Source organism: Actinosynnema sp. CA-299493 (assembly GCF_050946825.1).
In the GTDB taxonomy this organism is placed as follows: Bacteria; Actinomycetota; Actinomycetes; order Mycobacteriales; family Pseudonocardiaceae; genus Actinosynnema.
Map to the genome: position 1 here is coordinate 8,698,318 of NZ_CP191993.1, position 13,386 is coordinate 8,711,703.

The 13,386-nt window shown below is 72.3% G+C and carries 12 protein-coding genes; 8 read left to right on the forward strand and 4 right to left on the reverse strand.

The annotated features are described in order from the left end of the window. Nucleotides 1–245 precede the first annotated feature (245 nt). Nucleotides 246–1,604, forward strand: a complete 1,359-nt coding sequence (locus ACQPYE_RS37350) for a serine/threonine-protein kinase (RefSeq protein ID WP_498717825.1) — start codon at nt 246–248, stop codon at nt 1,602–1,604. Nucleotides 1,605–1,712: 108 nt separating this feature from the next. Continuing rightward, complete coding sequence (locus ACQPYE_RS37355) at nt 1,713–3,323, forward strand: serine/threonine-protein kinase (protein ID WP_498717826.1); 1,611 nt, start codon at nt 1,713–1,715, stop codon at nt 3,321–3,323. A 36-nt stretch (nt 3,324–3,359) separates the two neighbouring features. On the opposite strand, the gene ACQPYE_RS37360 is transcribed toward ACQPYE_RS37355, so the two are convergent. Next, nucleotides 3,360–4,253 (reverse strand): LysR family transcriptional regulator, encoded by an 894-nt coding sequence (locus ACQPYE_RS37360; protein WP_498717827.1) that lies wholly within the window; start codon nt 4,251–4,253, stop codon nt 3,360–3,362. Nucleotides 4,254–4,328: 75 nt separating this feature from the next. Here ACQPYE_RS37360 and ACQPYE_RS37365 point away from each other — a divergent pair, with 75 nt between their 5' ends. The 3 genes from ACQPYE_RS37365 (at nt 4,329) to ACQPYE_RS37375 (ending at nt 7,446) form a co-directional block, all read left to right on the forward strand. Further along, a complete protein-coding gene (locus ACQPYE_RS37365) occupies nt 4,329–5,285 on the forward strand; it encodes a DMT family transporter (protein WP_498723067.1) in 957 nt (318 codons plus the stop codon). Nucleotides 5,286–5,480: 195 nt separating this feature from the next. Continuing rightward, nucleotides 5,481–5,891 carry an SsgA family sporulation/cell division regulator gene (locus ACQPYE_RS37370; protein WP_053721570.1) on the forward strand — a complete coding sequence of 137 codons (411 nt, stop codon included), beginning with the start codon at nt 5,481–5,483 and terminating at the stop codon, nt 5,889–5,891. A gap of 37 nt (nt 5,892–5,928) precedes the next feature. Next, on the forward strand, nt 5,929–7,446 hold the full coding sequence (locus ACQPYE_RS37375) for a serine/threonine-protein kinase (RefSeq protein WP_498717828.1): 1,518 nt from the start codon (nt 5,929–5,931) through the stop codon (nt 7,444–7,446). 51 nt (nt 7,447–7,497) lie between these two features. Here ACQPYE_RS37375 and ACQPYE_RS37380 read toward each other — a convergent pair whose 3' ends face one another. Continuing rightward, entirely contained in the window at nt 7,498–8,148 is a 651-nt protein-coding gene (locus tag ACQPYE_RS37380; RefSeq protein ID WP_498717829.1) for a response regulator, read from the reverse strand. Then, on the reverse strand, nt 8,145–9,383 hold the full coding sequence (locus tag ACQPYE_RS37385; RefSeq protein ID WP_498717830.1) for an ATP-binding protein: 1,239 nt from the start codon (nt 9,381–9,383) through the stop codon (nt 8,145–8,147). Before ACQPYE_RS37385 ends, ACQPYE_RS37380 begins: the two co-directional genes overlap by 4 nt. Before the next feature lie 110 nt (nt 9,384–9,493). Between ACQPYE_RS37385 and ACQPYE_RS37390 the strand changes: the two genes are divergently transcribed. After that, nucleotides 9,494–10,750: a PspC domain-containing protein gene (locus ACQPYE_RS37390; RefSeq protein ID WP_498717831.1), complete on the forward strand. Its 1,257-nt coding sequence runs from the start codon at nt 9,494–9,496 to the stop codon at nt 10,748–10,750. Continuing rightward, nucleotides 10,743–10,946 carry a hypothetical protein gene (locus ACQPYE_RS37395; protein ID WP_498717832.1) on the forward strand — a complete coding sequence of 68 codons (204 nt, stop codon included), beginning with the start codon at nt 10,743–10,745 and terminating at the stop codon, nt 10,944–10,946. The genes ACQPYE_RS37390 and ACQPYE_RS37395 overlap by 8 nt, the downstream gene beginning before the upstream one ends. Before the next feature lie 63 nt (nt 10,947–11,009). Here the strand turns inward: ACQPYE_RS37395 and guaA are convergent, their stop codons facing one another. Continuing rightward, the gene (gene guaA / locus ACQPYE_RS37400; protein WP_498717833.1) at nt 11,010–12,569 is read right to left on the reverse strand and encodes a glutamine-hydrolyzing GMP synthase; all 1,560 of its coding nucleotides are present in this window, start codon (nt 12,567–12,569) and stop codon (nt 11,010–11,012) included. 51 nt (nt 12,570–12,620) lie between these two features. Here guaA and ACQPYE_RS37405 point away from each other — a divergent pair, with 51 nt between their 5' ends. Further along, nucleotides 12,621–13,331, forward strand: coding sequence for an aminoglycoside phosphotransferase family protein (locus ACQPYE_RS37405; protein ID WP_498717834.1), 711 nt, complete (start codon nt 12,621–12,623; stop codon nt 13,329–13,331). The last annotated feature ends 55 nt before the right edge of the window (nt 13,332–13,386 follow it).

The window sequence follows — 13,386 nt, forward strand, 5'->3', positions numbered from 1 at the left end:
CGCAAAACTGGCGATCTTCGTGCGAACGGGTGTCCTTACGGCCCGGTATCAGGTATCCCTTCCCGGTCACCTCTCGGCTCACGTGACCTGCGCAACGGCTCGAAAGTCGCAGTCACGGCCGGGGTAGGCTCTGCGGGCGAGCGGTGGCCTAGCCTGTTCCGCGCACCGATCCGCACGACGAGGAGCCCGAGCGTGAGACCTGCTGCCCTTGCCGCGGTCACGCAGCGCCCCAGCGAGGTGGTCCGGTGAGCAACGACGGTCGCGTCATCGCCGAGCGCTACCGCTTCCTGGACCGGATCGGCAGCGGTGCGATGGGCGTCGTGTGGCGTGCCCAGGACGAGCGCCTCGGCCGCATCGTGGCGATCAAGCAGTTGCTGCTGGCGCCGAGCCTCGACGAGCGCGAGCAGGACGAGGCGATCCAGCGCGCCATGCGCGAGGGCCGCATCGCCGCCAAGCTGCACCACCCCAACGCCATCGCCGTCTACGACGTGGTGGAGGAGAACGGCGCTCCGTGCCTGGTCATGGAGTACCTGCCGTCCTACAGCCTGGCCGACACGATGGCCGAGCACGCCCCGCTGGACCCGATCGAGGTGGCGCAGATCGGCATGCAGGCCGCCTCCGCGCTGGCCGCCGCGCACACCGCCGGGATCGTGCACCGGGACGTCAAGCCCGGCAACGTGCTGATCGCCGACAACGGCCTCGTCAAGATCACCGACTTCGGCATCTCCCGCGCCAGCGACGACGTCACGGTCACCAAGACCGGCCTGATCGCCGGCACGCCCGCCTACCTGGCGCCGGAGATCGCGCGCGGCCAGGACCCGAGCCCCGCCTCGGACGTCTTCTCGCTCGGCTCGACGCTGTACGCGGCGGCCGAGGGCGAGCCGCCGTTCGGGCTGTCGGAGAACACCCTCGGCGTGCTGCACGCCGTCGCGGCGGGGCGGATCAACCCGCCGACGGTCGACCACCCGTTGACCGACGTGCTGCTGCGGCTGCTCAACTACGACCCCGCCGACCGGCCGACCATGGCGCAGGCCCGCGACCTGCTCAGCGCCGTCGCGCACGGCCGCAACCCCAGCCTGACCGGCCTGCTGCCGGCCAGCTCGCCGGGTTTCGCGCCGGTGCCCGCGGGCGCCACGGCCCTCCTGGACGCCGACCGCACCCGCGTGGTGCGGCCCGGGCCGCGGTCGACGAGCGGCGCCACGCCGGTCGCCGCGCCGCCGCCGTCGAGGTCGTCGTCGAGCGGCAACCGGCCGCTGGTGATCGCCGCCGTGGTGCTCGGCGCCGTGCTGCTGCTCGGCTTCCTGGCGGTGGCGCTGGACTGGTTCGGCGGCAAGGAGCCGGTCGCGCCGCCGGTGACCGAGACGAGCTCGTCCACGGCCAAGCCGACCACGACGACCCCGCCGCCGACCACGACCACCGTGGAGACGGAGACGGTCACGGTCGAGCCGACCACGACGACCGAGCCGACCACGACCACCACCACGACGACGACCACGCCGCCGCCGGCCACCACGACGACGCCGCCGCCGAGCTCGGTGAACCCGACCACGACCGCGCCGACGACGACCGTTACAACCCCCACTGTGGGAGTGGGTGGTCCGTGAACCTCGTAAGGTGGTGCCGAACCCGATCGGGTGACGCACCGTTCTTGTCCTAGTGGCGTCTTGTCGTTCGCCACTGAATGAAGCCCTAGCAGCTACTGGGAGCACGCCGTGAGCGACGATGGCCGCCTGGTTGCCGGCCGCTACCGACTTGGCCGGCGGATCGGCAGCGGTGCTATGGGCATCGTCTGGGAAGCGCACGACGAACGGCTGCACCGCACCGTCGCGGTCAAGCAGCTGCTGCTCCAGCCCGGCTTGGCCGAGTCCGACACCGACGAGGCGAAGCGCCGCGCCATGCGCGAGGGCCGGATCGCGGCACGCCTGCAGCACCCGCACGCGATCGCGGTGTACGACGTGGCGGAGGACGACGGCCAGCCGTGGCTGGTGATGGAGTACCTGCCGTCCAAGAGCCTGTCCACGGCGCTGTCGGAGCGCGGCACGCTGCCGCCCCGCGACGTGGCGTCCATCGGCTCCCAGGTCGCCTCGGCGCTCGCCGCCGCGCACAACGCGGGGATCGTGCACCGCGACATCAAGCCGGGCAACATCCTGCTCGGCAACGAGGGCACGGTGAAGATCACCGACTTCGGCATCTCCCGGGCCACCGGCGACGTCACGGTCACCGCGACCGGAATGCTCGCGGGCACGCCCGCCTACCTCGCGCCCGAGGTGGCCAAGGGTTACGACCCGGGCCCGCCCTCGGACGTGTTCTCGCTCGGCTCGACGCTGTACGCGGCCATCGAGGGCGCGCCGCCGTTCGGCCTGAACGAGAACACCATCGCCCTGCTGCACCAGGTCGCGTCGGGCAAGGTGGTGCCGCCGAAGCAGGCGGGCCCGTTGACCGCGCTGCTGATGCGCCTGCTGCGCGCCGAGCCGGAGGACCGGCCGACCATGGCCGAGGCCCGCGAGGCGCTGGCCGCGGTGGCGGCGGGTCGGGCCGCGCCGGAGTTCCCGGTGGCGATGCCGCAGAGCCACCCGCCGTCGTGGCAGGGCGCGCCCGTGCAGGCCCAGCCGACCCGCGCGGCGGCCCCGGCGGGCCGGCACAACCCGCCCGCCGCGCCGAACAACCCGGCGCACCCCGCGACCAGGGTGGCGCCCGCGCCGATCCCGCAGCCCGCGCCGCAGCGGCAGTCGAGCCACCACCAGCCCGCGGCCCGCCCGGCCGGTGCGTCGAGACCGGGCGGCGGTCCGATGAAGAGCAAGCGGTCCACGGTGCTCACCGCGCTCGCCATCGCGGGCGCGGCGGTCGTGGGCATCCTGCTCGCGAGCGTGTTCTCGGACAAGGACGAGCCGGGTGGGAACCAGGCCGGCGCGACCACGACGACCGCGGTGCAGGAAGCGGGCGGCGAGGCGTCGGTGACGCCGTCGAAGAAGCCGTCCACCCCGACCGCCAAGATCACCGTCGAGCCGACGGCCGGGCAGCAGGAGCAGGCGGTCCGCGACTACTTCGGCCTGCTGCCGGAGAACGTGGACGACGGCTACAGCCGGTTGACCGCCAGGATGCAGGCCACGGCCGGCGGCCCGAGCTCCTACCGGGGCATCTGGACGCAGGTGAAGTCGGTCGAGCTCAAGAGCGTGCGGATGAACTCGCCCTACGCGTACGAGGTCGACATCGTCTACCGGATGAAGGACGACTCGACCAAGACCGAGCGCAAGCTGATCGTCCTGAAGTGGGAGAACCAGGGCATCTACATCGACAACGAGCAGATGCTCGATCAGCCGTAGATCAGGTCGGCCGCGGGCCGGTCGGCCGCGGGTCGGTCAGCGGGACGACGCCTTCAGGGCGTCCAGCAGGCTGGTCACGGCCGGTGAGCCGGCGCCGTCCTCGCGGATCGCGGCGCAGATGGACCTGGTCGGCTCCGGGTGGCGCAGCTTGCGGACCACCACGCCGGGGTGCACGACACCGAGGCTGAGCTTCGGCACGATGGTCACCCCGAGCCCGGCCGCGACGAACCCCTGCGCGGTCGGGTAGTCGTCGGCCTCCACCACGGTGTTGGGCGCGAACCCGGCGCCCGCGCAGGCGTTGAGCACGATGTCCCGGCACGGCCCGGGCGGCGTCACGGCGTCGACCCACTGCTCCTCGGCCAGGTCGGCGAGGTCGAGCACGCGCTTGCGGGTCAGCTCGTGGCCGCGCCGCAGCACGGCCACGTACGGGTCGTCGAGCAGGTGCACGAGCCGCACGCCGCGCGGCGGCTCCGCGTCCGGCTGGTGCACCACGATGGCCACGTCGGCGCGGCCGGCCTCCACCTCCACCATCGGGTCGTCCGGCTCGGTCAGCTTGAGGTCGAGCCGGACGTCCGCGTGCTTGGCCCGGAACAGGGCGACGGCGGGTGGCACGAGCGCCGCGCCCGCCGTGGCGAAGTAGCGCACCCGCAGCCGCCCGGTGCGGCCCGCGCGCAGGTCCGCGAGCGCCGCCTCCGCCTCGACCAGCCGGTCGGTGATGTGCGCGGCGTGCTCGGTGAGCAGCCGGCCCGCCAACGTCGGCCGCACGCCGCGCCCGACCCGGTCCAGCAGCGGCAGCCCGGCCTGCCGCTCCAGGGCCGAGACCTGCTGGCTGACGGCCGAGGGCGTGTACCCGAGGTTGACCGCCGCGGCGGTGATGGAGCCGGTGGTGACCACGGCCCGGAGCACCTGCATGCGTCGCACGTCCAACATGGCGCAACCTTACAGCTGTGCTTAAGGATTGTGCAGAACTATTCACTTGTGCTGATACTTCGCGACGCGCACAGTGTGGTCGTGAACAAGCCTGGCACGCTGATCAGGATGGGTGTCCTGGCCCTGCTCTGGGGTTCCAGCTTCCTGTGGATCAAGATCGCGCTCACCGGCCTCTCGCCGATCCAGATCACGCTCACCCGCACCGTGCTCGGCGCGGCGGTGCTGGTCGCGCTCGTCTACTGGAGCAGGCAACGCCTGCCGAGGGACCGGACGTCGTGGCTGCACCTCGGCTTCGCCGCCCTCTTCGGCAGCGCGGTGCCGTTCGCCCTGTTCGCGCTGGGCGAGGAGACGGTGGACTCGGGCGTGGCCGGTGTGCTCAACGCCACCACGCCCCTGTTCGCGATGGGCATCGGGCTGGTCCTGGGCACGGAGCGGCAGCGCAACCCGGCCCGGTTCGCCGGCCTGGCGCTCGGCTTCGCGGGCGTGCTGATCATCTTCGCCCCGTGGCAGCAGGCCGGTCTGGCGAGCTGGGGCGCGCTCGCGTGCCTGGCCGCCGCGGCGTCGTACGCGGTCAGCTACGCCTACGTGGGCCACAAGGTGTCCGGGCGCGGCCTGACGCCGATGCAGATCTCCTCCAGCCAGCTGGTGGCCGCCGCGGGCATGACGGCCCTGGTGGTGCCGGTGGCCGGGTTGCAGCCGGTGCACCTGTCCTGGCAGCCGCTGGTCGCCGTGGCGATCCTGGGCGTGTTCGGGACGGGCGTGGCGTTCGTGCTGAACTACCGCGTCATCGAGGACGAGGGCGCGACCAACGCCACGATGGTCGGCTACCTGCTGCCCGTGGTGTCGGTGCTGCTGGGCGCGCTGTTCCTCGGCGAAGCGCTCAACCTCCGCGTCGTGCTGGGCATGGCCGTGGTCCTCGTCGGCGTCGCGCTGACCCGCAAGCAGCCCGCGACGGCCATCGTGCCGATGGCGGAGAAGGCCGAAGAGCCCGCCGCGGAGGTCGTCGAGGTCGAGGTCGCTACGCTCAAGTGACCTGGGATAACGCAGTGTTACCCGTCGGTATGGCGGGGCCTGGGGCCAACTGAGACAGCTGTCCTGGGCAAACGGGTGGACTTGAGACGCAGGTCTCCCCCGATCGCGTGGTGTTCAGGCGATACGCGTCCTGATTCGCCTTCTCGGACGTCTCCTCACATGAGAGGGACGACTCCGGAAGGGAACCCACAGGACATGAGCAACGACAGCATCACCATCACGACGACGTTCCACCTCCTCGTCCCGGGCGTGGCCCCGGCGCCGGTGGAGGCCGAACTCCACTACGAACCCGAGGACCCGTACGCGGTAGCCGTGCTGTTCCACACCGGCCAGGGCAAGGTCGAGTGGATCTTCGCCCGGGACCTGCTCGCGGACGGCCTGCTGACCTCGTCCGGCGAGGGCGACATCCTGGTCCGACCGGCCGCCGACGACCCGGAGCGGGTCCTGGTGGAGCTCAACGCGCCGACCGGGTTCGCCATCCTGTCGGCCGACGCCGAGGACATCGCCGAGTTCCTGGACCTCACCTACGACGTGGTCCAGCCCGGCGAAGAGGACCTGTGGATCGACTTCGACCGGGAACTGGCCAAGCTGGTCTCGACCAACTGACACCCCCGCGGGCCACGCCATCGCCTAACCTGCTGGCGTGGCGGAGTCCGGGGGGACGGGAACAGGGACCGGTGCGGGGACGGTCGGCGGTCGGTACGCGCTGGTCGAGCGGATCGGCAGCGGCGCGATGGGCGTCGTCTGGCGGGCGCGGGACGAGCTGCTGGACCGCGAGGTGGCGGTCAAGCAGCTGCGGTGGCCCGACCTGACGGCGGACGAGGTCGAGGTGGCCAGGGCGAGGGCGATGCGCGAGGCGCGCAACGCGGCCCGGTTGCAGCACCCCGACGCGATCTCCGTGTTCGACGTGGTGGTGGAGGACGACCGGCCGTGGCTGGTCATGGAGTACCTGCCCTCGCGCAGCCTGGCCGGGCTGCTGGCCGAGCGGGGCAGGTTGGGCCCGGACGAGGCCGCCAGGATCGGCGGTCGGGTGGCCGCCGCGCTGGCCGCGGCGCACGCGGCGGGCATCGTGCACCGGGACGTGAAGCCGTCGAACGTGCTCATCGGACACGACGGCACGGTCAAGCTCACCGACTTCGGCATCTCGCGGGCCACCGGCGACGGCACGTTGACCGACAGCGGCATGATCACCGGCACCCCGGCGTACCTGGCGCCCGAGGTGGCGAGGGGCGAGCAGCCCGACCAGGCGTCGGACTTGTTCTCGCTGGGCGCGACGCTGTACGCGGCGACGGAGGGCCGGTCGCCGCACGGGGTGAGCGACAACAGCTTCGGGCTGCTGTACCGGGCCGCGGCGGGGCTGATCGAGCCGCCGACGCGTTCCGGGCCGTTGACGGGTGTGCTGATGAGGTTGCTCGCCTCCGATCCCGCGGCGCGGCCCACGGCGGTGGAGGCGGTCGAGTTGCTGAACGGTCCCGAGCGGGCCGGGCTCAAGGCGGGAGGCGCGAAGCGGGCCGGCGCCGAGACGGTCGCGGTCAAGAGGCCTGGCGCGAAGCGGGTGGACCCCGGGCAGGTCGGTCCCGGGCAGGTCGGTTCCCGGCGGGCGGACTCCGAGCGGACTGGTTCCGAGCGGACTGGTTCCGAGCGGGTGGACTCCGAGCCCGTAGACCCCCGGTCCGCGGAAGTCGAGCTGCCCGGTCCGGGAGCGGTCGAGGCTCGGGCGGGCAAGCAGCGGAGGAAGTGGTTGGCGCCCGTGGTGGCGGCGGTCGTGCTGCTGATCGGCGCGGGGGCGGTCGCGGTGGCGGCGCTCCAGCCCTGGGACGCGGGCTCGGCGACGGCGCCTCCCCTGGGCCTCACGGCGAGCGACGCGGCCGAACTCGTGCGCAGGCACTACGAGGCGCTGCCCGAGGACACGGCGGCGGCCTACGCGAACCTGGCCGTGCCGTTCCAGCGGCCCTTCGCGGAGTACCAGGCGTTCTGGGGCCAGTACGACGACGTGCGCGCCGACGGCATCGAGGTGGTCGAGGTGAGCTCCGCCAGGTACGCCGTGCGGGTGCACGTGAACTTCTCGCACGCGGGCACCGCGTCGCAAGGGCGGTACGAGCTCGGTGTGTGGCCGGACGAGGGCAGGTTGCAGATCTTCTCGTCCCAGCAGCTGGAGTAGCCCGGTCCGGGCCTGCCAGGCCAGACCGGTTCGAGGGGCGGGCCCGGCCGGTCAGACCAGGCGGCGGTCCGAGGCCCAGCGGGACAGTTCGTACCGGTTCGAGAGCTGCGTCTTGCGCAGCACGCTCGACACGTGCGTCTCGACCGTCTTGACCGAGATGAACAGCTCGGACGCGATCTCCTTGTAGGCGTACCCACGCGCCAGCAGCCGCAGCACGTCCCGTTCGCGCGGGGTCAGCAGGTCGAGCTCGGGGTCGCTGATCGGCGCCGCGCCGGGGCGGTCGGCGAACGCGTCCAGCACGAACCCGGCCAACCGCGGGCTGAACACCGCGTCGCCCTCCGAGACCCGCACCACCGCGCGCACCAGCTCCTGGCTGGAGATGGTCTTCGTCACGTACCCGCGCGCGCCGGCGCGGATGACCGCGATGACGTCCTCGGCCGCGTCGGACACCGACAGCGCCAGGAACACCACCTCCGGCAACGCCGTGCGGACCTGCCGCAGCACCTCCGCGCCGCCGCCGTCGGGCATGTGCACGTCGAGCAGCACCACGTCCGGGCGGTGGTGCCCGATGCCCACGACCGCCTCGCCGACTGAACCGGCCTCGCCGACCACCTCGACCTCGTCGGTGATCGAGTCCAGCTCGGCCCGCACCCCGGCGCGGAACAACGCGTGGTCGTCCACCAGGAACACCCGAACGGTCATGTCCTGGCCCCCGTCTCTCGCTTGTCTGCGGTCTTCCTCGGCATCATCAGCTGCACCTCCGTGCCCTCACCCGGTCGGGTGCGGATCCGGACCTCACCGCCGTGCCGGTCCATCCTCCCCCCAATGGAGTCCGCGAGGCCATGCCGGTCGTCCGGAACGGTCTTCGGGTCGAAGCCCTTGCCCCGGTCGCGGACGAACACCGTCACCCGTTCGGGTTCGACTTCGCCGTACACGCTGATCTCGCCGACGCCCGCGTGCTTGGCCGCGTTGACCATGGCCTCGCGCGCGGCCTGCACCAGCGCGTACAGGTTCGGGTCGAGCTCGCAGTCGCCGACCACGACCTGCTGCACGGCCAGCGCGAAGCTGTCCTCGACCTCGCCGGCCGCCTTGGCGATCGTGGCGGACACGGTGGTCGGCTGGTTGTTCTCCTCCACGACCCGCCCGTAGAGCCACTCGCGCAGCTGCCGCTCCTGGCCGCGCGCCAGGCGCTTGACCTCGCGCGGCTGCTCGGCCTGCTTCTGGATCAGGGCGAGCGTCTGGAGCACGGAGTCGTGCAGGTGGGCGGCGATCTCGGCGCGCTCCTCGGTGCGGATGCGGACCCGGCGCTCCTCGCCGAGGTCGTTGATCAGCTTGATCCACAGCGGCACGGTGAGCACCGCCACACCACCGAGGGTCGCGACCACGGCGAGCAGCGCGAACCGGAGCTGGTCGACGCCGTAGCTGTTGACGAGCAGGACGCCGATGCCGATGGCGACGAGCGCCACCCCGGCGAGGACGCGCACGATCGTGCTGCGGCCCGTGCCGCCGAAGATGCCGGACTTCGCGCCGTCCCGCCAACGGCGGCGCTGCGCCTCGTCCGCCTCGCGCCACACCACGGCCGCGCCGACCAGGGCCACCGCGAGCGGCCCGGCGATCCAGCCGCTGACCGGGCCGGAGAACAGCCCGGCGAGCACGGCCGCGGCGATGCCGATGGCGACCAGGCCCAGCGCCTGCTGGCGTTCCCTCGGGTTCGGGGGCTCCTCCGGCTCACCGGCCGCGCGCTGCGGCACGAACAGCCACAGCAGGCCGTACGCGATCACGCCGACGCCGTTGAGCGCGGTCAGCGCGGCGAACGCCGCCCGCACCCAGAACACCTCGATGCCGAGGTGGTCGGCGACACCGCCCGCCACGCCCGCGACCACCCGGCCGGTCCGCCTGCGGCGCACCGGCTCGACGGCCTTCGTCTCCACACTCACCCCGTGATGGTCACACGCGGGTCGGGGCCGGTCATCAGGGTTCCACCCGATGCGCGGTTCAGGGTGGGTCCCCGATGTGCCGGCCGCGCCGGTTCAGCAAGCTTGTCGTTGTGAGCGGGAGCATCAGCGCGGCCAGCGTCGAAGAGACGCTGAAGGACTTCTGGGCCACCCGGCCCAGGCGGCCCCACGACGGTCGCAAGATCGCCGGTGTCGCCGCCGGTATCGCCCAGCGGTACCAGATCGACCCGGTGATCGTCCGGGTGGCGTTCGTGGCCATGGCGTTGTGCAACGGCGCAGGGGTGCTCGTCTACCTGCTCGGCTGGCTGTTGCTGGCGCAGGCCGACGACGAGGTGTCGGCGGCGGAGGCGCTGATCGGGCGTGGGCGCAGCTCGACGCCGACGGCGTTGACGGTGCTGCTCGGGCTCGCGGTGATCCCGGCCACCGGGTTCTTCGTGGACGGCGGCTTCACCATGGTCGGCGGCGTGCTGCTGTCGGTGGGCGCGATCTACCTGCTGCACCGCGGTCGCGGGCAGCTCAACCGGCCGGAGCCCGTGGTGGCGTTCGGCGCGGGTGGAGGTGGTGCGGGGACTGTCGGGTTCGGAGAGGTGGGAGGCGAGGTGTCGACGGACGAGCAGACGACCGGGCAGGTGAAGCCACCGGCCTGGGACCCGCTCGGCGCGGCGCCGTTCGCGTGGGACCTGCCCGAACCCGGGGGCGCGCCGGCCCCGGTCGGTGCCGCACCGGCACCGGTGGTGGCACGTCGGCCCAGGTCGCGGGTGGGTGTGGCGACGTTCGGGGTGGCGCTGGTGGCGCTGGCCGGGTCGCTGGTGACGTCGACGTACTCGGACTGGTTCCACGCGCAGCACATCATCGGCCTGCTGGTCGCGGTGCTGGGCGGGGGCATGGTGCTCGGCGCGCTGCGCGGTGGCGGTGGGCGCGGGCTGATCTGGCTCGTCGTGCCGCTGTCGGCGGTGGGGGTGCTGCTGACCTCGGTGGACTTCGACGTGGACGGCAAGCAGATGGGCAGCACGAGGGCCACGCCGACGACGGTCGCCGAGGTGAGGGACCGGTACACGGCCAGCGTCGGCGAGGTGGACCTCGACCTGACCGGGCTGCCGAACGACGGGACCGTCACCACGGTCGTCGAGGTCGGGGTGGGCAGCGCGAAGGTCCGGGTGCCCGCCGACGCGGACGTGACGGTGGACTGCCGGGCGGACCTGGGCTCGGTGCGCTGCCTCGACCGGGAGTCCGATGGCGAGGGGCGGCACGAGTCGGTCACCGACTACGGCGACGACGGGCCCGGCGGCTTGAAGATCGTGCTGGACGTGCGCAGCGATCTCGGAGAGGTGGAGGTGCGTCGTGGCTGACCAGGATGCGATCGAGAAGCGCGGGGTCGACGTGGTGGGGCTGGTGTTCGGGGTCGCGGCCCTGGTCGCCGCGGCCTACATGCTCTCCGACGGCGCGGCCTGGCCGGACTTCCTCGACCTGAGGTGGGCGTTGGCCGGAGGGGCGATGGTGATCGGGTTGGGGTTGCTGGCGGGGTCGGCTCGACGTCGCCGGTAGGGGGAGTGAGCGAGAAGGCCCGTCCTGGGGAGGACGGGCCTTCTCGCTCGGGTGGCTGCTTCCCTACTCCCACTCGATCGTGCCCGGCGGCTTGCTCGTCACGTCCAGGACCACGCGGTTGACCTCGTTCACCTCGTTGGTGATGCGGGTCGAGATGCGCTCCAGCACGTCGTACGGCAGGCGGGTCCAGTCCGCGGTCATGGCGTCCTCGCTGGACACCGGGCGCAGGACCACGGGGTGGCCGTACGTGCGGCCGTCGCCCTGCACGCCCACGCTGCGCACGTCGGCCAGGAGGACGACCGGGCACTGCCAGATCTGGCGGTCGAGGCCGGCGCTGGTCAGCTCCTCGCGGGCGATGGCGTCGGCCTTGCGCAGGATGTCCAGGCGCTCCTGGTTGACCTCGCCGATGATCCGGATGCCCAGGCCGGGACCGGGGAACGGCTGGCGCTGCACGATCGTCTCCGGCAGCCCCAGTTCGGCGCCCACGCGGCGGACCTCGTCCTTGAAGAGCGCGCGGAGCGGCTCGACCAGCGTGAACTGGAGGTCATCGGGCAGGCCGCCGACGTTGTGGTGGCTCTTGATGTTGGCCGCGCCCGTGCCGCCGCCGGACTCGACCACGTCCGGGTAGAGCGTGCCCTGGACGAGGAACCCGTAGTCGCCCTCGGCCTTGAGGTCGCGCTCGGCCTGCTCGAAGACCCGGATGAACTCGCGGCCGATGATCTTGCGCTTCTGCTCGGGGTCGGTGACGCCCTTGAGCGCGTCGAGGAACCGCTCGCGGGCGTCGACGGTGACGAGGTTGACGCCGGTCGCGGCCACGAAGTCGCGCTCGACCTGGGCGCGCTCACCCGCGCGCAGCAGACCGTGGTCGACGAAGACGCAGGTCAGGCGATCACCGATGGCGCGCTGGACGAGAGCGGCGGCCACTGCGGAGTCGACGCCGCCGGACAGGCCGCAGATCGCCTTGCCGTCGCCGACCTGCTCGCGGATCCGGGCCACCTGCTCGTCCACGATCGAGGACGTCGTCCACTGCGGCCGGATGCCCGCGATCTCGTGCAGGAACCGGCGCAGCACCTCCTGGCCGTGCGGCGAGTGGCCGACCTCCGGGTGGTACTGGACACCCGCGAAGCGGCGCTCGGCGTCCTCGAAGGCGGCCACGGGCGCGCCTTCGCTGGTCGCGGTCACCGTGAAGCCCTCGGGGGCCTTGGTGACGCAGTCGCCGTGGCTCATCCACACCGGGTGGTTGGCGGGCAGCTCCTCGTGGAGCAGGCCGCCGGCGTGCTGGACGCCGAGTTCGGTGCGGCCGTACTCGCGGGTGCCGGTGTGCTCGACCGTGCCGCCGAGGGCGCCCGCCATGGCCTGGAAGCCGTAGCAGATGCCGAAGACGGGGACGCCGACGTCGAACAGCTTCGGGTCGACCTGGGGCGCGCCGGGCTCGTACACGCTGGACGGACCGCCGGACAGCACGATGGCGGCCGGGTCGCGTTCCAGCAGTTCCGCCACGGGTGTGGTGTGCGGGACGACTTCCGAGTAGACCTGCGCCTCCCGGACTCGCCGGGCGATCAGCTGCGCGTACTGCGCGCCGAAGTCGACTACCAGCACAGGGCGGTTGCTGCTCTCGGCCACTGGGGGAAAACCTCTCGTCTGGCGGATCCGCGCAGGTGAAGGATGTCATGCGTGGAAGAGGAACTGCTCACCGGAGGCGGGCTCAACGAGGTCGTGCGGATCGGGTCGACGGTGCGGAGGCCGACCGGCCCGTGGACGCCCACCGTGCACCGGTTGCTGGAACACCTTGCGCCGCTTGGCATCGCGCCGGAGGCGCACGGGGTGGACGAGCGCGGGAGGGAGGTGTTGACGTACCTGGAGGGTGAGGTCGGCCACCCGCCACTGGCCGCTTGGTTGCGCACGGACGAGGTGCTGGTGGCGGTGGCGCGGATGGTGCGGCGGCTGCACGACGCGTCGGTCGGGCTGACAGGTATGGTGGAGGGGTGGCAGTTCCCGCCTGTTTCACCCGTTGAGGTGATCTGCCACAACGACCTCGCCCCGTACAACATGGTGTTCCGGGACGGGATGCCGGTTGGCGTGTTCGACTTCGACGGTGCGCGACCCGGACCCCGGTGGTGGGACGTCGCCTACACGGCTTACTGCCTGGTGCCGTTCTCGCCGGAGTTCGGCGGGGTGCGGGAGCAGCGGCGGCGGGCGCGGTTGTTCGGCGAGGCGTACGGGTTGCCGGTGGCGGGGATGGGGCGGTGGGTGTTGGCGAGGTTGGAGGACATGGTCGCGATGATCCGGGAGCGGCCGGAGTTCCGGCGGCAGCGGGAAGAGGGGCACGAGGGGTACTACCTGGGGCACATCGAGTACGTGCGGGAGAACTTGTCGGATCTGTGAGCGGTCGGGTCCGGCTCGGTCGACCCCGCCGGTCGGGTGGGAGCGCGAAGATCGG